The following is a 24278-nucleotide window of genomic DNA, read 5'->3' as shown; positions in this document are numbered from 1 at the left end:
ATACCGGCTCGGATTCCTCGCCTGGCGATCCTCTCACGATCTTCCCAAACGGGATATTTACTGGTCCTTTTATGCTGGCGAGAGCTAAAATGTAACTTTCGCGATTTTCGATCGGAAGATACGCAGATAATCTCTTTTAGAGCTATATTCCTTTGCGTAAAAAATTTTCACTAAACCGGCATGCGGAGACATCAATGGACCGCATCGTCTCATGCAAGCGGCGTCGCGCTCCCCTTCTCAAACTCGGCACGGCAATGGATGGGCTCGCCCCGAGATCACAGACATATCTGCGGCACCCTCGCTTCCTTCCGGATAGCGCAACACATGCCGATCGCGTTTGGGGCCTTGGCCAGGAAAGGCATCACAAATGGCAAACGAAATCATCAGCAGCGATTCATCGATCGCACGCACGCTCTCGGCAGGCGACGAACTCATCGTCACGCAGGATTCGACGCTGACGACGTTCGATCCTTCGGCGCCCATCACCACCACCGGCGGCGCCAATCAGATCGCCATTCTGGGCGGTCTGGTTGGACTCGGCGGCCGGAATGCGCTGACGGCAAACGGCAATAGTTTCCTGCAATTTACCGTTGGCAGTCAGGGCAACGTCATCAGCACCAACAATACGGCCATAGACGTCGACAACCTGACCTCGGCACTTGAGTTCAGCAATGCCGGAACCGTCCAGGGTGACACGGATGCCGTACGGGTAACCGGAGGCACCGGCGTCAACCCCAGCGTGGAGTTCGTCAATACCGGCACGGTGGCGGCGTCCGGCGACGCGCTCGACGTCAATTCCGCCGGAACCGTCTACGCCTCGAACGGAGACGGCGCCTCGATCGTGAGTTCGAACCAATCGGCCCTCGAAATATCCGCAACGCGTTTCGAACTCACCAATGCCGGCTCGATCCAGGCCAGTTCCGCGGCCATTGCCGTCTATCCCAATTCAGGCAGCGGTGTTCCCGTCTACATTTTCAATGACGGCTCGATCCAGTCGTCGAATGCGGACGGCATTTTCGTCTCGACCGGCAACAACACGACGATCGAGAACAATGGCCTGATTGCCGGCGAGAATGAAGGCATTCAGCTTGCGAATGGCATCGGCGTCGCGACGCTGACCAACACCGGAACGATCTCCGGCAGCACCGGCTATGGCGTTTATGTGAACGACCAGGCGGTCGAGATCAACAATACCGGCGAGATCGTCTCGACCGACAGTGTCGGCATCCTCATTCAGGACACACAGGTAGATCCCTTCGACCGCAGCTACCTGACCAACAGCGGAACCATCTCGAGCCGCTATGGGATCTTCTCGGTCCAGGTGACCGGCGACAGTCCGATCAGCGTGGTCAACACCGGGCTGATCACCGGCGCCGTCGACCTGAGCGACGGAAACGACTTCCTGAACAACACCGGCGACATCGGCTCGAACGTCTATCTGGACGCCGGCAACGACATGTACAACGGTTTCGGCGACAGCCATGTGCAAGGCGGCATCTACGGCGACGAGGGCGATGACGTCATCGTCGGAGGCCACAACTCCGACGTCCTCTATGGCGGCAGCGAGAACGACCAGCTTTTCGGCGGTCTCGGCGACGACGAGCTTTATGGCGGGTCGGGCAGCGACATCCTGAGAGGCGGCGCCGGCGGCGACATCGTCAATGGCGGCGACGGCTTCGACCAGGCCAATTATGAAAACTCCACCGGCGGCGTCGCCGTCGACCTGCGCAATGGTGGCGCCTTCGGCGGCCATGCCGCCGGCGACGTCCTGTCGAACATCGAGAGCCTCGTCGGTTCGGCCTTCGACGACACGCTCAACGGCAACAGTGGCGTCAACATCCTGCGCGGTGAAGGCGGCAACGACTTCCTGCGTGGCTTCGCCGGAAACGACGATCTGAGAGGTGGCGACGGCAATGACGAGATCATCGGCGATCTCGGCTTCGACACCATCACCGGCGGCGCCGGCAACGACACGCTGACCGGCGGCATCAACGGAGACACCTTCGTCTACGCCAATGGCTTCGGCCAGGACACCATCACCGACTTCGAGGAACTCAATGATTTCGAGAAGATCGACCTGTCGGCGGTGACCGCCATCACCGACTTCGCCGATCTGGCCGCAAACCACCTCACCCAGTCCGGTGCCAATGCCGTCATCACCGACGGCGCCAACACCATCACGCTGAACAACGTCAACGTCGCCGATCTCGACGCCAACGACTTTATCTTTTGAGGTCGCAACACCAAAAAAGGAGCGGGCCTGCATGCGCCAGGCCCGCTCCCAGTTTTCATGTCCGCTGCGTGGCCGTGGCCCCTCGCCTTCCCGTGGCCGGCAGGATCAGCGTGGCAGGGTGGTCGTGCCCATCAGATCGAGATCGATGGACCGCGCGGCCTGACGACCCTCGCGGATCGCCCAGACCACCAGCGACTGGCCGCGCCGGGCATCGCCTGCCGCATAGACCTTGTCCATCGAGGTGATGTAGCTCTCGTCGTCAGCCGCGATCGAGACATTGCCGCGGCGATCCGCGCGGGTCTTCAGCTGTTCGCCGACATCCTTGAGGAAGCCGATTTCGAACGGACCGGCGAAGCCGATCGCGATGAAGGCGAGATCGGCCTTGATAACGAACTCCGTCCCCTCGAGCGGCCTGCGCTGTTCGTCCACCTGGGCACAGCGCACCCCGGTCAGCACCCCGTCCTCGCCGACGAATTCGAGCGTCGCGATCTGGAACTCGCGCACCGCGCCTTCGGCCTGGCTCGACGAGGTGCGCATCTTCGTCGCCCAGTAAGGCCAGACGGTGAGCTTGTCCTCGGTCTGCGGGGGCTGCGGCCGGATGTCGAGCTGGGTGACCTTCACGGCGCCCTGCCGGAAGGCGGTGCCGACGCAGTCCGAGGCCGTGTCGCCGCCGCCGACGACCACCACATGCTTGCCGCCGGCCCAGACCTCTTCCGAGGGCCAGCCAGTGCTTTCGATGTTCTCGCCACCCACCCGGCGGTTCTGCTGCACCAGATAGGGCATCGCGTCGTAGACGCCGACAAGTCCCTCATGCGGGATGCCGGAATCGCGCGGCTTTTCCGATCCGCCGCAGAACAAGACGGCGTCATACGCCGCGACCAGTTCGGAGACCGGCTTGTCGACGCCGACATTGACGCCGCAATGGAAGGTGACGCCCTCTTCGCGCATCTGGTCGACGCGCCTGTCGATCCAGTGCTTTTCCATCTTGAAGTCGGGAATGCCGTAGCGCATCAGGCCACCCGGGCGCGACTCGCGCTCATAGACGTCGACATCGTGCCCGGCGCGGCCGAGCTGCTGCGCCGCGGCCATGCCGGCCGGGCCGGAACCGATGACCGCGACCTTCTTGCCGGTCTTTTCCGCCGGCGGCTGCGGCACGATCAGGCCGAGCTTGTAGGCCTTGTCGGCGATCGCCTGTTCGACCGTCTTGATCGCGACCGGCGTGTCCTCGAGGTTCAGCGTGCAGGCTTCCTCGCAAGGGGCCGGACAGATGCGGCCTGTGAACTCGGGGAAGTTGTTGGTAGAATGGAGATTGCGGACCGCGGTCTCCCAGTCCCCCTGATAGACGAGATCGTTCCAGTCCGGGATCTGGTTGTGGATCGGGCAACCCGTCGGCCCGTGGCAATAAGGAATGCCGCAATCCATGCAGCGCGCTGCCTGCTTGCCGACCTCCTCGTCGGACATGGGCAGGGTGAATTCGCGGAAATGGCGAATGCGGTCGGACGCCGGCTGATATTTGTGGGTTTGCCGATCGATCTCGAGAAATCCGGTAACCTTTCCCATACACACCCCATCTTTCCAGACGCGCAAGCGCCGCGACGCGCCACCGGCGCGGGCGGCGTCAGCATCCACGCCATTGTCGCAGCACCGGACATTCTAACCATTCCGGCTTCGTTAGGACAGTTCTACTGCCGCAATGCGGGTTTCGCCACAAGCCCCGGCCGATAGGAATTCGCCGCTCAAGGACGATCCGCGTCGGGTTTCGGATCGATGCAGGGCGACCGGCGAACTTTTTCGGGCCGCAGGATCCGCTTTTGCTCGCAATGGCGATTCGTGTCACCATATCGTCATCAAAGGCCGGGCCAACGCATGCCCGACCGCTTTGGAGGGACAAGGGGCTGTCTTGACGGACTATGGCTCGAACGGCGGCATGTCCGCCGATCTCGTTGCGTTTCCCGCAGCACATGCACAGACATCGTTCGTCGCCTTCGACAGGCGCGAATTGTCGCTCATCCTCAAGATCTACGGCCGGATGGTCGCCGCCGGCGAGTGGCGCGACTATGCGATCGACATGCTGAAGGATCGCGCCGTGTTCTCGGTGTTTCGGCGAACCAGCGAGATGCCGCTCTTCAAGATCGTCAAGGACCCGAAACTCGCCCGGCGCCAGGGCGCCTATCAGGTGGTGGCGACAGGCGGCGTGATCCTCAAGCGCGGCCACGAACTGGCGACCGTGCTGCGGGTGTTCGACAGCAATCTGCGGCTGGCGGAAAAGGGCTGAGACAATTGGGCCGTGGCGGGGCGACCGGTAAGCGCGGCTATAGCGTCGGTTCGCCCGCCGGGCGAGCGACATAGCCGACTCAACAGCCTTGATCCGTGCACGAGGATGCCTCTCCGCGAGTTGCGAAAGAGGCAATAAGACGAAAAGGCCCGGCGCGAGCGCCGGGCCTTTCCGATTAGATCGTTGCTCTTCGATTAGAAGGAGCGGACGAACTGGACGAAACCAGCAACCTGATCGAGCGAGTTTCCGGTCGCCGCGATGTTCGGGTCGACGTCGAAGTTCGCGTAGCTGATTTCCGCCAGCATGTCGAAGTTGTTGGTGATCTCGTAACCAACGTTGCCGACGACCTTGTAGTAGTCCGCATCCGCGACGTTCACGCCGTTGACGAAGAAGTCGAACGTGCGGCCGTAGGCACCCGAGACACCGACAGCGAGGCTGCCGAAGGACTGGGCGTAACCGGCACCCACCTGCCACTCGACCGGAGCCGCAGCAACCAGCGAACCGCCGTTGAACGCAGCGCCCGTGATCGTGGTGTTGAAGGGCAGCGTGAAGAGGTTGCCCGCGCCGCCGCCGCCGACGAAGCCATTGAAGAGGCCGATCGTGGAGTAGGACGAAGGATCGAACGCGTAGCTACCTTCGAGCTTCAGCTCGGAGTCCGTGGCGATCAGGTCCTTCAGCGACAGACCGGCCTTCAGAGCGAAAGCGTCGTTGGAGCCCGGCTCGACACCGACAACTGCGCCGCTACCGATCACGAAGGTGTCGCCGGTCTCGTCGTAGGAACCCGACAGGTAGACGAAGCCCCAGCCGCCTTCGTACTTCAGCTTACCGACAACGTTCGGAACCCAGTCGCCCGTGGCATCGTCTTCGAGCGACAGAGCGGCCGAGAAGCCGTTCGAGGCGTAGGTGTAGGAGACGCGGTTGGCCTCGAGATCGCCGACCGAGAGATCGGTGTCCGTGAGAAGGCCATCGTCCTCGGCCCAGAGCGAGTCGAGCCAACCCATGGTCAGGCCGCCGAGCTGGATGTAGGCGGTGTCGACGTCGACATTGCCGTCGCCAGCGAAGACGTTGTCGCCCTGGAAGCGAACGTAAGCGCGGAGCGTGCCGTACTCGGTCTCTTCACGAGCGTCGAAGTTGACGCGAGCACGAACCTGCGAACCGATCTGGTAGGTGTCGCCTTCGCCGTTGCGGATGAAGTTGTTGCCGAAGTCGTCTTCGAGCTGGCCGAAGGCGCTGATCTTGTAACGGACGTAGCCGCTGATCTGCAAGCAGGTCTCGGTGCCCGGGATGTAGTAGAAACCGGTGCCGTAAACGTCGCAAACCTTGACGTATTCCATGGGCTCCGGCTCAACCGGAACGATGACGTCCGCAGCGCGGGCGCCGGAAACTGCGACGAGGGCCGCAGCGGAGCCGAGAAGAAGGCTCTTGATGTTCATGTCCTGACCTCCAGTCAATTTTTAGGTTAGGGTTGGGCCTTTTATGAAAGGACAGCCTTCCCTGCCCCATCCCCTCTGCGAAAGTCCGAAGCCGTTTGTTGCCCCCGCGATCTTTCTGAAGCCGACAATATCCACCGCGGGATTTGATGCAATTACATAACTGCAACACTGACGCTTCGGACACACCCCTGTTGCACGGAGGCCACTTTTTTGGTCACCCCCCGTTAACCAGGGGGCTCAAACCCGCAGAATGAAGCTCTTCAGCCGCGCTTGTTGAGGTTTCCCATCGGATTTTCGCGCGCTCGACTCCTGTTGCCCAGGACAAAGGCCAGCTCCGCCGCCTCGGCGTCGAGAGCGAGGCTTTCGCCAGACTTGCCATCGGCACGATGCCCTCGCCGAAAACCCTTGCCTCGATCGCCTGAACCCGTGGGCAAGCCGGTGAAAAGGCGCGATGGCCGGGCCGAATCGCCTGCGAATCGATGCGTCAAGCGCGATCTGAATCGCCTGCTTCGGGCGCAACGGGAGCACGGCGTCCCCGGCGGAAGAGATTGACGACAAGGCTGCGATCGGCCGCCCCGGTCGCGAAGGCCAGCGCAAAATAGATCGCCATCGCCGCGAACACGAGAAGTGCGAGGGCTGCGGCCTGGAGGTGCACCCCTGCAGCCGGCAGCAGCCAGTCAGAGAAGACTTGCAGACCGAAAACCAGAGCGAACCCCATCATCGCCGCGCAAAGGCAAACGAGGATCGATCGCTTGACGAGCGCGCGGTCGACTTGCCACAGGCCGCGGCGGTAAAGGCCGGCGAAGAGTAGTCCGGCATTCAGCCAGCCGGCCAGCGTCGTGGCCAATGCAATGCCCTGTTCCGCAATCAAGGCGAACAGACCGAGCGACAGCACGATATTCGAGCCAGCCGCGATCAGCGTCGCGAGCATCGGGGTACGGGTATCCTCGCGCGCGAAGAAGCCAGGTGAGAACACCTTGATCATCACGAAGGCAGGCAGCCCGAGCGCATAGAGGCCCAGAACGGCGGCCACCGCCGGAGTGGAGGACGGTTCGAACTCGCCGCGCTCGTAGATGACCCGGATGATCGGCTCGGGAATGAGGAACAGAGCGACGGCCGCGGGTACGGTCAGGAAAAGGGCGAATTCCAGGCTGCGATTCTGGGTGTGCTGCGCTTCGAGAAAGCGCTTCGCCTTCAGGGCACGCGAGAGTTCGGGCAGGAGCACCACACCGATCGCGACCCCCACCATGCCCAGCGGCAATTGATAGGGTCGGTCGGCATATTGCAGGATCGACACCGCACCCGGCTTGAACGAGGCGATCGCCTGGCCGACGAAGAGATTGATCTGAGTGATCCCGCCGATGAGCGCCGCTGGCCCCGCCAGGATGAGGAGACGCTTCAGCCCCTTGGTCCAGCGCGGCCGCTTCAGGGCCATGCTGAAACCGGCGAGCCGCATGGCGATCACCACCATGGCAAGCTGCGCCAGCCCAGCCGCAAGCACGCCCCAGCTCATCATCAGCCCGATCGTCTGCTTGTCGACGTCGATCCAGATCGCATAGGCGATCACACCGATCAGGATGAAATTGAGCAGCGTCGGCGCGGCGGCGGCCGCAAAGAAGCGTCGAAACGCATTGAGGATCCCGCAGACCATCGCCATCAGCGACATGCAGGCGAGATAGGGGAACATGATGCGCGAGAACGCGACCGTCACCTCGTAGCGCGCAGCACAGGACAGGACGTCGCCGCCCGCTCCGGGGTCGTCGATGCAGACCGCCAGACCCGGCGCGATGATCGTCCTGACCAGGATCGGCATGAAGAGCAGCGCCAGAACGGTGAGAAACGTCAGGATCACGAAGAGCGTCGAGAAGATCTCCGAGGCGAAACGTCGGGCACCTTCGTCGCCTTCTTCCTCCAGGGACTTGGCGAAGAGCGGAATGAAGGCGGCATTGAAGGCCCCTTCGGCGAACAGCCGGCGAAAGAGGTTCGGAAAGCGGAAGGCGAGATTGAACGCGTCGGCAACCGGGCCAACGCCGAGTGCCGATGCCATGAGCATCTCGCGGCCGAAGCCGAAGATGCGGCTGACCATCGTAGCCCCGCCCACGGTTGCGAATTTCGAGATCAGGCTCATTGGCGGTGGCGCCCGTAGGCCTTCTCCGCCGCGATGATGCCGGCGGCCGAGGGTTCGCTGCCGGGATTCTCGAAGACATGCGCGAGCCAGGTCTCGATGCGCTCGGTCCGGCTCTTGCTGGTGATCTTGGTACCGAAAAGATCGGTCACATAGAAGACGTCGACGACCTTCTCGCCATAGGTCGAGATATGGGCCGAGCGGATGTCGAGATTGAGCTCGGCGATCGCCCGGGCGAGATCCGACAGGAGCCCGGGGCGGTCGAGCCCCTCGACCTCGACCACGGTGAACAGGTTCGACAGATCGTTGTCGACCTTGACGCTCGGCTTGATCGAAAAGGCCGACAACGGACGCCTGGACTTCTGATTGGAAATCAGATTGGCCCGGACTTCGCGACCCTGGAGCAGCTTGCGGATATGGCCGCAGATCCGGTCGCCGCGACGCAGCTCGTCGGTATCCTGGGCGAACTCGCGATTGAGCACCAGGACATCCAGGGCCCGACCATCGGCCATGGTGAAGACCTGGGCATCCGCAATGTTGGCGCCGACGCCCGCACAGGCCCCGGCGAGCACCGACAGAAGGCGGGGGTGATCCGGCGACAGGACCATGATCTCGGTGATGCCCTGGAACGCATCGGTCCGGACCCCCATGGTCAGAGGCTCGCCGTCGCCCTGAGCGGCGTTGCGCACGAATTCGGCATGGCGCACCTGATCGTCGATCGGGGTCATCAGGAAGTAGTTCGGATAGTGGAGATCCAGATAGGCGTCGCGTTCGGCCGGATCCCAGCCTTCGAGACGCGCCGCGAGCTTCTGCCGGGACGCTTCGAGCCGCTCGGCGCGGGTCGAGCGGGTGAAGCCACCCGTCAATGTGGGCTCGGTCTCGAGATAGAGCGAACGCAGGAGTTGGCCCTTCCAGCCGTTCCACACGCCGGGCCCAACCGCTCGAATGTCGCATACCGTCAGGATCGTCAGAAGCTTGAGCCGGTCCAGCGTGCGGACACGCTCGGCGAAATCGAGGATCGTCTTGCGATCGTTGATGTCACGCTGCTGGGCGGTCATCGACATGAGGAGATGGTCGTGGACAAGCCAGGCGACGAGATCGGTCTCGCGTTCGTCGAGACCGAGTCTCGGGCAGAGCTGCCGGGCGATGCGGGCGCCGGCGATCGAGTGATCCTCCGGGCGCCCCTTGGCGATATCGTGCAGGAGCGAAGCCACGTAGAGGGCCTTGCGATCCTTGATCGTGCTGATGAACTCGGTCGACATCGGCAGTTCTTCGCCGAGCAGACCGCGTTCGAGCCGCGACAGGTTGGCGATCGTGCGTAAGAGATGCTCATCCACCGTGAAGTGGTGGTACATGTTGAACTGCATCATCGCGACGATCTTGCCGAATTCGGGAATGAACCGGCCGAGCACCCCCGCCTCGTTCATCCGCCGGAGATGGAATTCCGGGTCGGAACGATCGGTGAGGACGTCGAGGAAGAGGCTGTTGGCTTCCGCATTGTTCCGCAGGTCGGAGTTGACCAGACGGATCGAGCGGCGGATCAGCTTGAGCGTGTCGGGGTGGTATTCCAGCCCGTGCATGGCCGCCAGCCGGAAGACGCGAATGAGATTGACCGGATCGTTCTTGAAGACATTCGGCGCCGACACGTTGATCCGGTTGTTGTCGATGTGAAAATCGATGGTGCCGGGGATCTTTCGGGCCCGGTCGCGCAGGCTCTTGACGAAGCCCTTGAGACCGGGCGCTGCCTTGGCGTGCTGCTCCTCGAGCGCGGCGCAGAGGATCCGGGTCAGGTCGCCGACATCCTTGGCGATCAGGAAGTAGTGCTTCATGAAGCGCTCGACATCCTTCAGGCCCGGATGGGTGTTGTAGCCGAGGCGCTTGGCGATTTCCGGCTGGAGATCGAAGGACAGCCGCTCCTCCGCCTTGCCGGTGGCGAAATGCAGATGGCAGCGAACCGCCCAGAGAAAGTCCTCCGCCTTGTGGAACAGGCGGGCTTCCCGCCGGGAGATGACGCCGAGATCGACCAACGCCTCGGTCGTCGTCACCCGGTAGTGATATTTCGCGATCCAGAACAGCGTGTTGAGATCACGCAGACCGCCCTTGCCCTCCTTGACGTTCGGCTCGACCAGATAGCGGGTGTCGCCGAGCTTCGCGTGGCGTGCGGAACGCTCGGCGAGCTTTGCCGCGATGAATTCCTCGCTCGTGCCGGCGATCACCTCGCGTTCGAAGCGCTGGCCGAGTTCCACGAACAGGTCTCGGTCGCCGACGACCAGCCAGCGTTCCAGGATCGAGGTCCGGATCGTCATGTCGGCCCGGGCCTGCTTGATGCACTCCTCGACGGTGCGCGAGGCGTGACCGACCTTGAAGCCGAGATCCCACAAAAGATAGAGAAGATACTCGACGATCTGTTCGCCAAGCGCCGTCTGCTTGTAGGGAAGCAGGAAAAGAAGATCGATATCCGAGCCGGGGGCTAATGTTCCGCGGCCATAGCCGCCGACGGCGAGGATCGCCATGCGTTCGCCGGAGGAGAGATTGGCCGACTGGAAAACATGCATCTGTGCGTAGTCGTGGACGCAGCGGATGACGATGTCCTGCAGGGTGGCCAGCCGGCGGGCGCAGTCGAGCCCCCCGCCGTCCTCGCCAAATCGCTCCTCGATGCGGCCACGCGCGGCGACAATGGTCTCCCGCAGGAGCGACAACACCGCGGCCCGGGCTGCGTCGGAAGAACCATGCGAGGAATCCTCCTCTGCGATCTGGTCCAGGGCCCGTCGCAATTCGGCCACGTCGACAAATTCCGAAACGTCGATTTGGGTCAAGGGCTCTTCCACTAGGTGGGAGGGACGTGACTCGACCGCGTCCTGAGGCATGCGAATTCCTGCGGCTCCGTTACGAAGGAGCCAGCCTATAGCCGATCTGGGCAAGCAGCGCGAGACGCCACTCCGCGGCTGGGACCGACCATAGAAAATGGCCGCCCCGGTAAAACCGGAGCGGCCATTCTTATATTCCCCTGTCTAGGCCTTGCTCGCTTAGCGAACGGAAAGCCTGTAAGGGCGAGAGTCCCGCGAACTTAGTTGTTCTCGAGCTCTTCCGTGTTCTGCTGCTCGCGGAACTCGTCGCTGCCCGGGATCAGGGTGTCGGCGTTGTCCACGCCCGGATTCTCGACCGAACCGGTGGCCACAGCGTCATCGTCCGCAACGTCCTGGCGCTCGTTGGTCTCAGCCTGCTGAATACCTTCTTCGTTGCCCGGGATCAGCGTGTCGCTGTTGTCGACCTTCGGCGCGTCCATGGTGGTCATCGCGCCATCATCGGCAACGTTCTCACGCTCCTGAATGTTCTGCTGCTCGCGGAACTCGTCGCTGCCCGGGATCAGCGTGTCGCTGTTATCGACCTGAGCAGTAGCGCCGAACGCCATCATCGAGGCACCAAGCATAGCGGCAGAAAAAATAGCTGTCTTTTTCATTTTCTTTCCTTTCGGATTCTTGTGACTGAGCCTGTGACATCGTCAACATTGCTGTCGACAACCGGCTCGTTGAGCGTCGTATGCCTACACAACGGCCGCTAATCGCTGTTGTTCCTTGACAGGATGTCGCAGCAGTGGATCGTTTGTTGTCGCGGCTAACGATCTGGCGCATCAGGAGCGGCCATCGCCCACCTGGCCTGAGGTGGCAACTTGCTTCAGCCGGTAGATCTCGTCGAGCGCTGCACGGGGGCTCATCGTGTCGGGATCGAGCGCATTGAGAGCGGCCGCCAGCGCGGCGTGTCTTTCGTCTCCGGCACCCGTCGCAGCGTCGGGCTTTCGCAAGGCGGCGGAAAAGAGCGGCAGATCATCGATGAAGGCGGTGCGCCGGGCCTGGGAGCCACCGCGCTCCAGTTCCGAGAGCACGTGCCGCGCCCGCTCCACCACCGCAGCTGGAAGGCCGGCAAGCTTGGCGACCTGGATCCCGTAGGAGCGATCGGCGACACCGGACGTCACCTCATGGAGCAGGATGACGTCGCCCTTGTACTCCTTCACCCGCATGGTGGTGTTCTTCATACGCGTGAGGCGCTTGCCGAGAGCCGTCATTTCGTGGAAATGCGTCGCGAACAGCGCACGGCAGCCATTGACCTCGTGGAGATGCTCGACAGTCGCGAAGGCGATCGAGAGGCCGTCATAGGTCGCGGTCCCTCGTCCGATCTCGTCGAGGATGACGAGCGCCCGTGGGCCCGCCTGATTGAGGATCGCGGCGGTTTCGACCATCTCCACCATGAAGGTCGAGCGCCCTTCGGCCAGATCGTCTGACGCGCCGACCCGGGAAAACAGGCGGTCGACCACGCCGAGATGAACGCGGGTCGCAGGCACGAAGGCCCCGATCTGGGCGAGCACCGCGATCAGAGCGTTCTGCCGGAGAAAGGTCGACTTGCCGCCCATGTTCGGACCGGTGAGAAGCCAGAGTGCGCCTTTGTCACCCCCGGCCGGCGGAGACAGATCGCAATCATTGGCGACGAAGGGGCTGCCGGAACCCGCCTTCAGCGCCGCTTCGACGACGGGATGGCGCCCGCCCTCGATCTGGAAGGCAAGGCTCGAATCGACGACGGGGCGGGTCCAGTCCCCTTCGACCGCAAGTTCCGCGAATGCGGCGGCGACGTCGAGGACGGCGAGCGCTTCCGCCCCGCGCTGCAACGCCTCGGCCTCTGCGAGGACGGCGCCCGCCAGTTCGTCGAAGCATTTGAGTTCGAGCGACAGCGCCTCGCTCGCCGCCCCGGTGATCCGGCTCTCCAGCCCGGCCAGTTCCTGCGTCGAAAAGCGCATGGCCGAGGCCATGGTCTGGCGATGGCGGAAGGTCTCGGCCCATTCGCTCGACATCAGAGTCTTCGCCTGGGATTCCCCGGTTTCGACGAAATAGCCGAGGACGTTGTTGTACTTGATCCGCAGATTCCGGATGCCGGTCTCGGCCGCATAGCGCGCTTCGAGTTCGGCGATCACCTTGCGCGAATTCTCGCCCAGCGCCCGCGCCTCGTCGAGCGCAGGAATGGCGCCCGAGCGGACGAAGCCGCCATCGCGCTTGAAGGGCGGCGGGGCGTCGGTGAGGGCTTCGCGCAGTGCTGCCGCAACGTCTCGCGGCAAGGCGGCGATATCTCCGCGCGCAGCTTCGAGTTCTGCCGGCATTTCGGCCGGCAGCATCTCCCCGATGGCAATCGCCGCTTCGAGGCAGTCGCGTATGCCGGCCAGATCGCGCGGGCCACCCCGCTGCAACGCCAGTCGCGACAGCGCCCGCTCCCCGTCTGGCAATCCGGCCAGCGCCTTGCGCAGATTGCGCCGCAGGTCCGGCTCATCGAGAAAGAACGCCAACGAATCCTGTCGCGATCCGATCGTTTCGGGATCGGTCAGGGGGGCGGACAAGCGGCCGGCGAGAAGGCGCGCACCGGCGCCGGTCACGGTTCGGTCGATCGTCGCCAGAAGCGAGCCCTGGCGCCTGCCGGCCAGCGTACGGGTGATCTCCAGGGAGGCGCGCGTGGCCGGATCGATCTCCATGATCGAGCCCTGGGAGACCCGCGCCGGCCGCTGCAGCATCGGTCGGGCCGAAAGCTGGGTCTTGCCGAGATAGGCGATCAGCGCGGCAGCGGCCGAAAGCTCGACCCGCGAAAAGCGGCCGAGGCCTTCGAGTGTCGTCACCTGGAAGAAGCGGCAGATCTTCTCCTCCGCCGTCGCACCATCGAAGAAGGTCTGGGGTTCCGGCCGTGCCGTGCGGCCGAAGCGGCGCAACACAGGCTGCATGTCCGGCGCGTGGAACACCGGCTCGGCGACGACGATTTCGCTCGGCTCGACGGCGGCGATCTCCGCCTCCAGCCGGTCGCGGGAGACCTCGGCCGTGCGGAACAGGCCCGTCGAAAGATCTGCCCAGGCCAGGGCATAGCTCGGGTTCTCCCCGCCCCCGAGCCGTGCCAGCGTCATCAGATAATTGGCCCGACCGGGCTCCAGAAGCGCTTCCTCGGTGATCGTGCCGGGGGTCACCAACCGAACGACGTCGCGCTTCACCACCGATTTCGATCCGCGCTTCTTGGCTTCGGCAGGGTCTTCCACCTGTTCGCAGACGGCGACGCGGTGGCCGAGCGCGATCAGCTTCTGCAGATAATCGTCGGCCGAGACCACCGGCACCCCGGCCATGGGAATGTCTTCGCCCAGATGCTTGCCGCGCTTCGTCAGGGTGATGCCGAGCGCGCGGGACGCCTCGACCGCGTCGTCGAAGAACAGCTCGTAGAAATCGCCCATCCGGTAGAACAGCAGGCAGTCGGGATTGGCCGCCTTGATCTCGATATATTGGGCCATCATCGGCGTCGGGGCGGCGTCGCTACTCATTCGGCCGGTCTGACCTCCGTCGATCGGGTGTTGGGCCAAGGCCGTTTCCGGAATCGGGACACAAGCCTTGCAAGCCGCAAAAACATGGCGAAAGCGCTATCGGCCGCTTTGCACTTCTGCAAGTCGCGTCCTAAGACATCCCCGATCTTTCGCATTTGCGAAACGATTCCGGTTCACGGGCCGGTCACGACAGACGGAACCTTGCCAAACAAGACTTGCAAAGAGCGAACCGCTCAGCTTCCGTTCATCCGGTCCGTGCGACATGGGGCGAAATCGCTTCGGGCAGTGCCCAAAGAGAAAGAGGATCGATGATGCCTTCCAGTTCCCTGCGCCTTGTCTCCGCCTTGGCCGTCGCTCTTGCAGTGCTTTCGCCGGTGACCAGCTCGGCAGCGGACGATGCTGTCAACGTGATGCAGTACGCACTCTCCCACCCGACCGACAATGCGCAACTGCCCAGCCCTCCGGCGCTGGGCGATTCAGTGCCGCGTTCGGTGCAACTTGCCACGGCCGAAGGGAATGGCCGGTTCGCCTACTTCTATTACGCCGGCGCGCCGGTCATCGTCGATCTGAAGACGCGGAGCATCGTGAGGATCGGCGGCTGAGGCAGCAGGCCTTGCCTGACGAATCTGTGGCAGAAGCGGGGGAGACGGTTCCGAGCGCTCACTCCGCCACGATCTCGAGAAAGAGTTCGGGCGTCTCGGTCTCGATCTCCACCACCCAGAAATCCGGGTCGAAACGCGCCTCGCGCTGAAAGCGCGTTTCGAGCGCAGCGTCATCGCTCGCCGGCTCCTCCATGAACTGGCGTGCGCCGGTGTCCCCCTGAAGGCTCTGGACTGCTGGCGAGAACAGGCGGATCTCGCCGGCCCTCGATCTCGCGATGACGAAGATCGCGCCCGCTGCCTCGGCGCCGCGGCGCATGACGGCCGCGAATTCGCCGGCCGCAAAGAGCCGCCGGACGAGCTGGGCGACGAAGAGTTCGCTGGTGATCCGCACGCGCCGTGCGTTACTCGACCAATCCGATCTCGGCAAGGCGTTCGAGCAGGCGCAGATCCGGCTCGCCTGTCACCTCCATGCCTTCGAGCGCCTCGAACGTCCGGATCGCCGCGCGCGTCCGTTCGCCGGGAATGCCGTCCGCCTTCAGTTCAGCAACCTGGGCCGTCGTCAGCGCCGACTGGATGCGGCGAACCACCTCGTCGCGGCTCAGACTGGCGAATTTCTGCACGGTCTCGGATTCGGGAATGTCGGTGCTCTCGTCGGGAACCGAGACCGCCGCGGCGGGTGCGGCCGCTGGCGCCGGCGGATCGGTTTCCGCGATCGAGGCCGTCTGCTGGAGATCCGGCCTGTCGCCCGGCAGTGGAACCGGCGAAGGCGCGGCCGCCACGTCCTGCCGGCTTTCGGCGGAGGCATCCAAGCGGGTCGCCAGCATCGGATTGGGATGACGGCCGGGCTGGGCGAACAGGGCATTCGCCGTCACGCTGCCAAAGACGGCCACGAAGGCTGCGATACCCGCCGATCGACCCGGTCGCCGGGCGAGCACGCGACCGAAACCGCCGACGGTCCGGCCGGCCAGAGCCGCGAGGCCCCCGGCGAGGCTAGGCCGAGAGCCGTCCCTGGCGGATTTCACCCTTGGAGTTCGTTTTGCTGCGGGCATTACTCAACGCTACAATGTTTTCTTGAGGAGGAGTGGTGGCGGCGGGGCCGGCGACTGGCAGACGGATCATCACCATGGTTCCGACGCCGGGCTGACTCTTGACGGTCATGCTGCCTGTGTGGAGTTCGGCGAGCCCCTTGACGAGGGACAGGCCGAGACCGGTGCCGTGATAGCGGCGGGAAAGGCCGCTCGACACCTGCACGAAGGGGCGCCCCAGCCGTGCGAGGTCGGCCTCGGCGATTCCGATGCCGGTATCGCTCACGAGGAGTTCGCAGGCCCCCTCCACACTACGGCTTTCCACCGTGACGACGCCAGTCTCGGTGAATTTCAGGGCGTTCGAGACAAGATTGAGCAGGATCTGGTGGCAGGCACGCCGGTCGGCGACGAGTTCCGTCTCCGCTGCCGGCAGGCGGATGTCAAGGCGCAGGCCCTTTGCGCGGGCCTCCTCGCGCATCAACTCGCCGATCTCCTGCATCAAGGGGGTCACGTCGAAGCGTTCGAGATGCAGTTCGTAGCGCCCGGCCTCGATCTTGGAGACGTCGAGGAGCGTGTTGACCAGCGACAGGAGGTGCTGACCCGAGCGGCGGATGAGGCCGACATATTCCTTCTGCTTCGGCGATTCGAAGCTGCCGAAATATTCGTGGTCGAGCACGTCGGAAAAGCCGATGATCGCGTTGAGCGGCGTGCGAAGCTCATGGCTGACGGTGGCCAGAAAACGGGTCTTGGCGGCCGAGGCCTGCTGCGCCTCTTCGAGGTCGGCAAGAATCCGCCGCGCCGCTTCGAGTTCGGCCGGCATCGGTCGTGCGGCGACAAGAATGTAGAGGCTCTCTCCGTCGGTACCCTGCTTCCCCGTGACTTCGGTCGAGCCAAGTGCGCGGATCGTCAGTTCCGCCTCCCGATAGCTGCCGTCGGTGGCGCGCAGCCGAGCAGCGACCGTCGCCGGCTCGGCGCCCGATCGTGCGGCATCCACGAGCCGCATCACCTCCAGGCGGTCGGTGACGTGGCACAACTCTCCGAAGAGCCGCCCCTCGAGACTGCCCTCTTCCACGGCCGCCAGTTCGGCAGCCGCACAAGACGCGTAGCCGATCCGGCCGAGCGGCGTGACTTCGAAGATCGCGATGCCCAATTCATCGGCGACGCTTCGCCGCGCAAGCCGGGAATCGCGCGCGACGGGGGCCGGTTTGCGCCTCATCCGACCGACCGCGCGGCCATGAGGCCAGGCAAGGCGCGCGGCGTAGCCCAGCGTGAGCAAAGCGAGAAGGAGATGGCCCCAGTCCGGCGTCGCCGTGCCGAGCAGCGCCGGCTGCTCGAACACCAGAATCGCACCCAGAGCTGTCGAGGACAGGGCAAGCCCGCCCGCCAACCGATAGCGGCGGGCGATCAGCCCTTCAACGGGAAGGATGACCAGAATCGCGATGACGGCGACGAGAGGCCAGCCAACTGCAGTCGCCAGCGCCGCGGAAATCCCGGCACCGAGACTTCCGGCAACCCAGAGAACACCGTCGCAGCGGCCGGAAAGCGACAGCCACGCCGCCGCCGCAAGGGCGAGGCTCGCCACCAGGAGGGGCATGGCGGCAATCGTCACGGATGCCCCGAGACCGGCAAGGACGGGCGAGGTCAGCGCCGCAACCAGTCCGATCGCGACGAGGGCTGCGAGAATGCGCGCCTGGAACCGTCTCTCGCTTGCCTCCGTCACGGTCGGAGAGACGAAGTCGTCGAGTCGGATCTGCAGGGTGCGAATCGCGGACGCGGCGCCTGATCCGGCGCTCTCTCGTCGCTTCGACGCGTGCCTCATTCGCGATCTCGCCCTGCAGTTCAGCGTTGCTTGGAGAGTGTCAGGGTGAATCGTCGTTCACCCGAACCTCGACAATCCGAATGATGCCGGGACGAACTTAAGGAAGCCATAAGCGAGGCTTGTCTCTGGCTTGCTTTCACCAGTGATCCCCAGCAAATCGCCGGGTTGCGGGCTCTCGGAGCTGCCAACATGGTTAACAAAGAGTTAGCGTCCGGAACCTCAGCGGCCGGCCCCGCGATTCGCGCGATTTCATTCAAATTTTCATCGTTTTTTCAACGCGACCTTGCGAGCCCTGTGCCATCTTGATGCCAACAAGAGGTGACCGGCGACAGCCGAAACATCACGACAGGGCAGGACGGAACGATGATCCGCTTCATCATCAAATCGGCTTTCTTTCTTGGGGTCTTGGCGATGATCATGCCGGGTGAATCCCGCAAGGACGGCGAGACCGAGATCAATTCCTTCGCGCTTCTCTATGGCGCCCAGGCGGCGATTGCCGATCTGGCCGGCTTCTGCGACCGTGCGCCATCGGCCTGCGCGGCCGGCGGCGACATCGCCCGCTTTGCCGGCGAACGTGTCGGTGAGGGCTTCGCGATCGCCTACAGCTTCGTCGGTGGTCACGGCGGCGGCGTGGAACCCGGAGCGCAGCCGAGCCCCGCCACTCCCGCCATCGCGACGCCTGCTCCCGCTGCGCCAGACGCTCCGGTCGTCGCCGAACGGCCCAAGGCGGTCACAGAAGCGCCTCGCGACCGGACGATCACCGGCAGCGTCAGCGGCGGCGTGCCAAGCGAAGCGACCGCGCGAAAGAGTGCCGCGTTCCTTGAGGATCGACCGGTTTCTCCCGAGACCAGCCAGAGCGCGCAGCTCGAGATGACGGCGCCCATCCCGATCCCCGCCCCGCGCTACTGACGGGTGGGCCTCGGCTTCCTACATAGCGGCGGAACGCCGGCTGCGGCCCAATGGAACCGACACCGCCAGGAAGCGAAGCATCCATGCAGACCATCGACGAGATCATCTCGGATTTCGAACTCCTCGACGATTGGGAGGACCGATACCGCTATCTCATCGAACTCGGTCGGGCGCTGCCGGACCTGCCGCCCGAAGACATGACCGAAGAGACCAAGGTCCGCGGTTGCGTCAGCCAGGTCTGGCTGGTGAGCGAGACGGACGACGCAAAGCCGCCGCATCTCAGTTTCCGCGGCGATTCCGACGCCCATATCGTCAAGGGGCTGGTCGCGGTGGCGCTCGCCCTGTTTTCCGGCCGCACGCCTTCAGAGATCCGGGAGATCGACGCCGAGGGCCTGTTCCGGCGGCTCGGCCTGCAGGAGCATCTGACCCCGCAACGGTCCAACGGCCTGCGATCCATGGTCGCACGGATCAAGAGCGATGCGGAGGCCGCGGCGGCGGCCTGAACCGAAGGCCGGAGCATGGACGGCCTGCCGCCTCTTCCGATCACGGCGAGGAACGATCCGCCTCCTCCGGTTTCGGCGCGCGCCAGCGACGGATGCGACCGACTTCGGCATCGCGTGCGCCTTCGAATCCATAATGCCGCGCCAGCATGGCAAGCCCTGTCTTGAGCAATAGTTTGGCCGAACGCGCCGGCCATTGCCGTTCCCGCTCGACCGTCTCCAGGCCCTTGAGAAAGCAGCACACGTCGAGAAGCAGACCGGAGAGTTCCGGCCCGACCGCGTCGCAGGCTTTCGCGACACGCCTGCGGGCGTCGATGGCATTGTCGGAGAGGTCGCCGACACCGCCCGCCCCGCTGCGGCCCGGCTGACGCGGCATCCCGTCCCAGCGCTGGCCGAGCGCCGGCGTCATCTGCGCACGGGTAAAATCGACGCGAAGCCGCTCGCCGGCCATCGCCTCGCCACGGCTCAGGAACGGCTCGCCGCCCTTGCTCCGTCGCGTGGCCAGGCGCGTCAGCGGGGTTTCCTCCTCGTTGAATCCGGTCCGGGCGCTCATTGTCCTTCCTCCCCCACGACGCCGGCTTTCGCGCTCGCCGACATGCCGAGGCGAACCGCCCGGGCGAGCACTTCCAGCCGGCACAGCAGCGCGTCGAATTCGGCATCGTCGCGCCGGTCCTCGACCCGCCTCACGGCATGGGCGATCGAGGTCCGGTCGCGACCGAAACTCGCCGCCATACGCGACAGCGAAATCTGGAAGACGACATTGGCGAGATACATCGCCACGTGCCGCGCATCGCAGACCGGGCTGATTGCGCGGTTCGGGCGCCGGATCTCGGCGATCGGCACTTCGAAGAAGGCGCAGACGATCTCCTGAGCCATCCGGCACGCGGTCGCCGCGTGAACCTCGGCAGCCGGGCGCTGGCCCCGGCTTCGCCCGGACGGGTGCGAACGGAAATCAGGCGACGACGCGCGGCTGGGCCGGGCCGACCGGCTCTCGTGAACCTCCTCGATCAGCGTCTGCATTGGGGCTTACTCCTTGCTTGCACTCCGCCCCTTCTATCTGAATCCGCTCGTTATGTGAATATTTTCCTATTTCAGTTTCTTTGAAACCCTCTCTGATTTCAACGGATAGTCGCATTCCGGACCGCAGGGTTCAATTGTCTTCCAAGAAGATATCCCCACCCTCGGCCCGCAGCAGCAATCTCCCGGAACTCGATTCTAAGGATTGCCGGAACCCTCATGACCGCCGACGATACCCTCGCCCCGCTCATCGCGACCCTCGCGGCACAGGCCAGAAAGCACATGGAGGCGCGGCGCGAAGCCGATCGCGTTCTCGGCGAACGTCTGGAGTTGCGCGCCGCGCTGGCCCGTTTCGGCGTTTCCGGCGCTGGCGTCGCCGTTTCGGTCGAGCAGGACGATCCCTCGGCCCTCGATCTCACCGATCGGGCGCATCTTCAGGAACGCGTCGAGCGAGAACTCGGCCGCCTCGCGCGCTTCGCACGCAGCCGGGACCCCCGCTACGACCTCAACCGCCACATCCTTCTCGCGCGACTCCTCCGCTGGCTCCGGGGAGCCCAGCCGTGGATCCGGCCCGCCGAGTCGGTGCCGGGGGACAACGCCGCGCCACGCTCCACCCTCTCCAGCAGGCCAAGCTCGCGGTCGCGCAAGCGGACCCGAAGAAACGGCCAGGAGCCCAGGCGGACACTTCGAACCGATGGCCGAAAACGGACCGTCGCCGGTCCATACGGGAAAAAGGGTCGAACTCGTCCGGAATGCGGAGGATGAAACGTCCGACTACAGCGGGGCGGTGACGCGAACGCTCGTTCCCGGGCCGTTCGAATGGTCGATCTCGGCCTTGAGGCTCATGGCCATGGCGCGGATCAACCGGGTCCCGACGCCGGTGCCGGAGGGCTTGCCGTTCGTATCCATGCCGGGACCGTCGTCCTCGACGCTCAGACAGAAGTTTTCGTCCTCTCGGGCGATCCGGATGCGCACTTCGCCGGCTTCTTCGCTCCGATAGGCATATTTGCAGGCATTGCTGACAAGTTCCGTGACGATGATACCGAGCGAAACCGCCTTGTCGGTCTTCAGCCGAAGCGGCTCGGCGATCAGCCTCACGCTGCGTGGCGAGGTCGGCGTCGACCAGGTCGCTTCGAGTTCCGCGGCAAGTGGCTGCAGATACTCCGCCATGTCGATGGTCTCGATATCGTCCGAACTGTAGAGCCTTCGGTGCACCTGGCTGATCGCGGCGATGCGCTGCTGGGTGTCCTTGAGTGCCGAGCGGGCCTCTTCGCTGGAGACGCTGCTTGCCTGGAGATTCACGAAGGCGCTCAGGATCTGAAGGCTGTTGGCGACGCGGTGGTTCGCCTCCTTCAGAAGAGCCGCAAGGCGCTCGTTGCTTGCGCGCAAGGCCCGCTCGGCGTCGTCCTTCGCCGCGACCAGGGCCCGGCGATCAAGCGCCTGGCGAAAGCTCGAAGCCAGAAGATCGAAGAACTCGTCGCCGATCGTCTTGACCACATAGTCCGAGGCCCCCGCCTTGAGCGCGGCTACCGCCACGCTCGTCTCGTCGGAACCGGTCACGTAGACGACCGGTGGCGGCACCGGCAGCGCCTTGATCATTTCCAGGGCGTCGAGGCCGGTCTTTTCGGGCATGTAGTGGTCGATCGCGACCAGATCGAATTCGTCCTGCTTGAGCAGTGCGATGCCGGAATCGGCGCTGTCGGCCGTTTCGACCTTGAACCCCCGTCTTCGAAGGGCCTTGCGGGCGAGGTGTCTCAGTCCCTCGTCATCATCGATGTAAAGCACACGCGGCATCGGCGCCCGGATTCAAATGGCTGCGTGATTGAGCGATATGAGGCAAAAGCTGGTCGCGCAACCGAAAAAGTACAAGTCCGGCCACGAATCGACCGCAAGGCCTTGTTCTTTATCAAAGACTTGCCGCAGAAATGCAGGCCGCGACGTCACCCGATGGCGATCAATTTGCGCCATCCTCGGGCTCGGGAACCTGGATGACGGAAAGGAACAGGCCGAGCTGGCGGATCGCCTGGGCAAAGGTCTCGTAGTTCACCGGCTTGGTGATGTAGACATTCGCGCCGAGGTCGTAGCAGCGCTCGATTTCCACCTTGTCGTCGGTGGTCGTCAGCACCACGACCGGAGTCCGCCGAAGCGGGCTGTCCGACTCCTTCATTCTCTGAAGGATGTCGATGCCGCTCATGTCGGGCAGGTTCAGGTCGAGAAGCACAAGGGCCGGACCGTTTTTCGCCGGCCCGTCCGCCGCGTTGAACAGATAGTCGACCGCCGCCGTCCCCTCGACGAAGTGCTTGATGGCGTTGTTTACGCCGGCGCGGCGGATGTTCTTCTCGATGAGCCGGGCATGGCCTTCATCGTCCTCGATCATCACGATATTGACGGTCTGATGGGAGGTCACGTCTTCACGTCCTGTTGTGGGGCGAGTGCCATCGGCAGCGACAGCCGGAAGGTCGCGCCTTCATTCAGCGCGGACTCGCATGTAATCGTTCCGCCCAATCGGTAGGCCAAGGCGCGGACATGGGCAAGTCCGATCCCCTCGCCGGGCTGATCCTGGCTCCCCGAGCGGCGGAAAAGATCGAAGATCCGCTCGTGATCCCTCGGATCGATGCCGCGACCATTGTCCTCGACCTCGATCACCACCCGGCCATGCTGCTTGTGCCCACGAACGGTGATGCGTCCCGGACGGTCGGGCTTGAGATATTTCGTGGCGTTTTCCACCAGATTGGAAATGATCTGCTCGACCGCCAGCTTGTCGCTCACCAGGGTCGGCACGGGCTCGGCGGTGAAGGTGATACCCAGTTCGTCGGCCCGGTGACGCAGGCTGTCGATGATTCCCTCGACGAGAGCGTTCATGTCGATCGCCTCCGGCGCCAGCACCCGCCGGCCTTCCCGCGACAGCCGCAGGATCGCATTGATCAGCCGGTCCATCTTCTCGGTGGACGAGCGGATGAAACCGATCGCCTCCGGCAGATCCTCGCGCACCGCGAACCGGATCTCGTCGTCGATGATCTCCGGATCCTTCTCTTCGACTGCGTCGATCAGATCATTCAACGGCTTGATCGAGGCATTCAGTTCGGCGGTGAAGCCCATCACATTGACCAGCGGCGAACGCAGATCGTGGGAGACGATATAGGCGAAGCGCTGGATCTCGGCATTGGCGCGCTGCAGTTCGGCTGTGCGCTCCTCGACCGCCGATTCGAGATCCTCGTTCAGGCGATGAAGCTCGCGATGGGTCTCGGCCAGGGCGCGCAGGGTACGCTGCGTCGCCCAGATGGTTCCCGCGGCAACGAGCAGGAAGACGATGCCCGCCAGGGTCGCCACCACGGTCGAGACGAGGATTCCCTGTCGCTCGTCCGCTTCTCGCAGCACCAGAAGACGCCGTTCTTCTGCAGTCATTTCCTGCGAGAGCGCACGAATCCGCTCGACGATCGCGATATCCTCCTCGTCGAGGATGGTCGCAGCCGAAATAGAGGTGCCGCCGGCGGTCTTCTCGGTAATCGAATCCCGCAAGAGCGCCTGATGCCGATCGATCAGATCCCGCAACTCGGACAGGCGTTCGAGTTGGCCTGGATTGTCGGAAATCAGATCGTGAATCCGGTCAAGCTGCACCGGCATCGCCGCGATCGCGGAGTCGAACGTCTCGGTGAAGCGTGGATCGACCTCGACCAGATAGCCGCGCCGGGCCGCCTCCAGCCGCTCGTGCAGGGCTTCGAGTTCGGCCAGAGCCGCTTCGACCTCGAGGGTATGGGAAACCCGCTCGCTGTAATCCTGGGTCCTCTGAAAGGCCCAGACCACGGCGGTCGCCGCCAATGCGAGCATCAGGAAACCGACGGCGACGCCAAAGAAGATCGCGCGGTTGACGCGCCGCTGGGTTCTCTGCATCCGGAAGGTTTCATGCCCTGCTGCGGCCTCTCCCTGTCACGCATGCGCAGGATCGGTGAGAAGCCGGGAAAACTTTTGGCGAAAGAACCGCCGCTATCGATCAATATGGTGG

At 64.0% G+C, this 24278-nt stretch carries 20 protein-coding genes; 5 read left to right on the top strand and 15 right to left on the bottom strand.

Features of this window, described 5'->3' with window-relative positions:
• The first annotated feature begins 367 nt into the window (after positions 1-367).
• Positions 368-2233 carry a calcium-binding protein gene (locus MF134_RS23860; protein ID WP_304363773.1) on the top strand — a complete coding sequence of 622 codons (1866 nt, stop codon included), beginning with the start codon at positions 368-370 and terminating at the stop codon, positions 2231-2233.
• A gap of 105 nt (positions 2234-2338) precedes the next feature.
• Here the strand turns inward: MF134_RS23860 and MF134_RS14465 are convergent, their stop codons facing one another.
• Positions 2339-3793, bottom strand: coding sequence for a glutamate synthase subunit beta (locus tag MF134_RS14465; RefSeq protein ID WP_255340182.1), 1455 nt, complete (start codon positions 3791-3793; stop codon positions 2339-2341).
• Between the two features lie 367 nt (positions 3794-4160).
• On the opposite strand from MF134_RS14465, the gene MF134_RS14460 reads away from it, so the two are divergent.
• Complete coding sequence (locus MF134_RS14460) at positions 4161-4508, top strand: DUF2794 domain-containing protein (RefSeq protein ID WP_255340331.1); 348 nt, start codon at positions 4161-4163, stop codon at positions 4506-4508.
• A gap of 194 nt (positions 4509-4702) precedes the next feature.
• Here MF134_RS14460 and MF134_RS14455 read toward each other — a convergent pair whose 3' ends face one another.
• From MF134_RS14455 to mutS, 5 genes are all read right to left on the bottom strand, one after another.
• Positions 4703-5941, bottom strand: coding sequence for a porin (locus MF134_RS14455; protein WP_255340181.1), 1239 nt, complete (start codon positions 5939-5941; stop codon positions 4703-4705).
• A 484-nt stretch (positions 5942-6425) separates the two neighbouring features.
• Positions 6426-8069, bottom strand: coding sequence for a murein biosynthesis integral membrane protein MurJ (gene murJ / locus MF134_RS14450; protein ID WP_255340180.1), 1644 nt, complete (start codon positions 8067-8069; stop codon positions 6426-6428).
• Entirely contained in the window at positions 8066-10933 is a 2868-nt protein-coding gene (locus tag MF134_RS14445; RefSeq protein ID WP_457589997.1) for a [protein-PII] uridylyltransferase, read from the bottom strand. The genes murJ and MF134_RS14445 overlap by 4 nt, the downstream gene beginning before the upstream one ends.
• A 200-nt stretch (positions 10934-11133) precedes the next feature.
• Entirely contained in the window at positions 11134-11526 is a 393-nt protein-coding gene (locus tag MF134_RS14440) for a hypothetical protein (protein ID WP_255340178.1), read from the bottom strand.
• Between the two features lie 171 nt (positions 11527-11697).
• Entirely contained in the window at positions 11698-14403 is a 2706-nt protein-coding gene (mutS, locus tag MF134_RS14435; protein ID WP_255340177.1) for a DNA mismatch repair protein MutS, read from the bottom strand.
• A 311-nt stretch (positions 14404-14714) separates the two neighbouring features.
• Here mutS and MF134_RS14430 point away from each other — a divergent pair, with 311 nt between their 5' ends.
• Complete coding sequence (locus MF134_RS14430; protein WP_255340176.1) at positions 14715-15005, top strand: hypothetical protein; 291 nt, start codon at positions 14715-14717, stop codon at positions 15003-15005.
• Between the two features lie 58 nt (positions 15006-15063).
• Here MF134_RS14430 and MF134_RS14425 read toward each other — a convergent pair whose 3' ends face one another.
• From MF134_RS14425 to MF134_RS14415, 3 genes are read right to left on the bottom strand one after another with little or no spacing between them, the layout of a single operon-like run.
• The gene (locus MF134_RS14425) at positions 15064-15396 is read right to left on the bottom strand and encodes a DUF1491 family protein (RefSeq protein WP_255340175.1); all 333 of its coding nucleotides are present in this window, start codon (positions 15394-15396) and stop codon (positions 15064-15066) included.
• Positions 15397-15406: 10 nt separating this feature from the next.
• The gene (locus tag MF134_RS14420) at positions 15407-16027 is read right to left on the bottom strand and encodes a peptidoglycan-binding domain-containing protein (protein ID WP_255340174.1); all 621 of its coding nucleotides are present in this window, start codon (positions 16025-16027) and stop codon (positions 15407-15409) included.
• Complete coding sequence (locus MF134_RS14415; protein ID WP_255340173.1) at positions 15996-17849, bottom strand: sensor histidine kinase; 1854 nt, start codon at positions 17847-17849, stop codon at positions 15996-15998. The genes MF134_RS14420 and MF134_RS14415 overlap by 32 nt, the downstream gene beginning before the upstream one ends.
• Before the next feature lie 363 nt (positions 17850-18212).
• Between MF134_RS14415 and MF134_RS14410 the strand changes: the two genes are divergently transcribed.
• Both MF134_RS14410 and MF134_RS14405 read left to right on the top strand, forming a co-directional pair.
• On the top strand, positions 18213-18758 hold the full coding sequence (locus tag MF134_RS14410) for a DUF5330 domain-containing protein (protein ID WP_255340172.1): 546 nt from the start codon (positions 18213-18215) through the stop codon (positions 18756-18758).
• An 83-nt stretch (positions 18759-18841) separates the two neighbouring features.
• Positions 18842-19261, top strand: coding sequence for a SufE family protein (locus tag MF134_RS14405; RefSeq protein WP_255340171.1), 420 nt, complete (start codon positions 18842-18844; stop codon positions 19259-19261).
• A 40-nt stretch (positions 19262-19301) separates the two neighbouring features.
• Here the strand turns inward: MF134_RS14405 and MF134_RS14400 are convergent, their stop codons facing one another.
• The 6 genes from MF134_RS14400 to MF134_RS14375 form a co-directional block, all read right to left on the bottom strand.
• Positions 19302-19811 (bottom strand): DUF6456 domain-containing protein, encoded by a 510-nt coding sequence (locus MF134_RS14400; RefSeq protein WP_255340170.1) that lies wholly within the window; start codon positions 19809-19811, stop codon positions 19302-19304.
• Positions 19808-20278, bottom strand: coding sequence for a helix-turn-helix domain-containing protein (locus MF134_RS14395; RefSeq protein WP_255340169.1), 471 nt, complete (start codon positions 20276-20278; stop codon positions 19808-19810). The genes MF134_RS14400 and MF134_RS14395 overlap by 4 nt, the downstream gene beginning before the upstream one ends.
• 195 nt (positions 20279-20473) lie before the next feature.
• Positions 20474-20791 (bottom strand): hypothetical protein, encoded by a 318-nt coding sequence (locus tag MF134_RS14390; RefSeq protein WP_255340168.1) that lies wholly within the window; start codon positions 20789-20791, stop codon positions 20474-20476.
• A gap of 258 nt (positions 20792-21049) precedes the next feature.
• A complete protein-coding gene (locus MF134_RS14385) occupies positions 21050-22069 on the bottom strand; it encodes a sensor histidine kinase (protein WP_255340167.1) in 1020 nt (339 codons plus the stop codon).
• A gap of 160 nt (positions 22070-22229) precedes the next feature.
• A complete protein-coding gene (locus tag MF134_RS14380; protein WP_304363779.1) occupies positions 22230-22652 on the bottom strand; it encodes a response regulator in 423 nt (140 codons plus the stop codon).
• Positions 22653-22678: 26 nt separating this feature from the next.
• Positions 22679-24166 carry a sensor histidine kinase gene (locus tag MF134_RS14375; protein WP_255340165.1) on the bottom strand — a complete coding sequence of 496 codons (1488 nt, stop codon included), beginning with the start codon at positions 24164-24166 and terminating at the stop codon, positions 22679-22681.
• Positions 24167-24278: the final 112 nt, after the last annotated feature.

It is taken from the genome of Jiella marina, from assembly GCF_024359545.1.
Taxonomy (GTDB): Bacteria; Pseudomonadota; Alphaproteobacteria; order Rhizobiales; family Rhizobiaceae; genus Jiella.
This window is presented reverse-complemented; position numbering and strand designations above follow the sequence as displayed.

Excerpts from the sequence above, each read along its gene's own strand:
- MF134_RS14400 (WP_255340170.1), bottom strand. The coding sequence starts at position 19,811 with ATGAGCGCCCGGACCGGATTCAACGAGGAGGAAACCCCGCTGACGCGC.
- MF134_RS14385 (WP_255340167.1), bottom strand. The coding sequence starts at position 22,069 with ATGCCGCGTGTGCTTTACATCGATGATGACGAGGGACTGAGACACCTC.
- murJ (WP_255340180.1), bottom strand. The coding sequence starts at position 8,069 with ATGAGCCTGATCTCGAAATTCGCAACCGTGGGCGGGGCTACGATGGTC.
- MF134_RS14460 (WP_255340331.1), top strand. The coding sequence starts at position 4,161 with ATGTCCGCCGATCTCGTTGCGTTTCCCGCAGCACATGCACAGACATCG.
- MF134_RS14380 (WP_304363779.1), bottom strand. The coding sequence starts at position 22,652 with ATGATCGAGGACGATGAAGGCCATGCCCGGCTCATCGAGAAGAACATC.
- MF134_RS14465 (WP_255340182.1), bottom strand. The coding sequence starts at position 3,793 with ATGGGAAAGGTTACCGGATTTCTCGAGATCGATCGGCAAACCCACAAA.
- MF134_RS14445 (WP_457589997.1), bottom strand. The coding sequence starts at position 10,933 with ATGCCTCAGGACGCGGTCGAGTCACGTCCCTCCCACCTAGTGGAAGAG.
- MF134_RS14455 (WP_255340181.1), bottom strand. The coding sequence starts at position 5,941 with ATGAACATCAAGAGCCTTCTTCTCGGCTCCGCTGCGGCCCTCGTCGCA.
- MF134_RS23860 (WP_304363773.1), top strand. The coding sequence starts at position 368 with ATGGCAAACGAAATCATCAGCAGCGATTCATCGATCGCACGCACGCTC.
- MF134_RS14430 (WP_255340176.1), top strand. The coding sequence starts at position 14,715 with ATGCCTTCCAGTTCCCTGCGCCTTGTCTCCGCCTTGGCCGTCGCTCTT.
- MF134_RS14405 (WP_255340171.1), top strand. The coding sequence starts at position 18,842 with ATGCAGACCATCGACGAGATCATCTCGGATTTCGAACTCCTCGACGAT.
- mutS (WP_255340177.1), bottom strand. The coding sequence starts at position 14,403 with ATGAGTAGCGACGCCGCCCCGACGCCGATGATGGCCCAATATATCGAG.
- MF134_RS14440 (WP_255340178.1), bottom strand. The coding sequence starts at position 11,526 with ATGAAAAAGACAGCTATTTTTTCTGCCGCTATGCTTGGTGCCTCGATG.
- MF134_RS14395 (WP_255340169.1), bottom strand. The coding sequence starts at position 20,278 with ATGCAGACGCTGATCGAGGAGGTTCACGAGAGCCGGTCGGCCCGGCCC.
- MF134_RS14375 (WP_255340165.1), bottom strand. The coding sequence starts at position 24,166 with ATGCAGAGAACCCAGCGGCGCGTCAACCGCGCGATCTTCTTTGGCGTC.
- MF134_RS14410 (WP_255340172.1), top strand. The coding sequence starts at position 18,213 with ATGATCCGCTTCATCATCAAATCGGCTTTCTTTCTTGGGGTCTTGGCG.
- MF134_RS14415 (WP_255340173.1), bottom strand. The coding sequence starts at position 17,849 with ATGAGGCACGCGTCGAAGCGACGAGAGAGCGCCGGATCAGGCGCCGCG.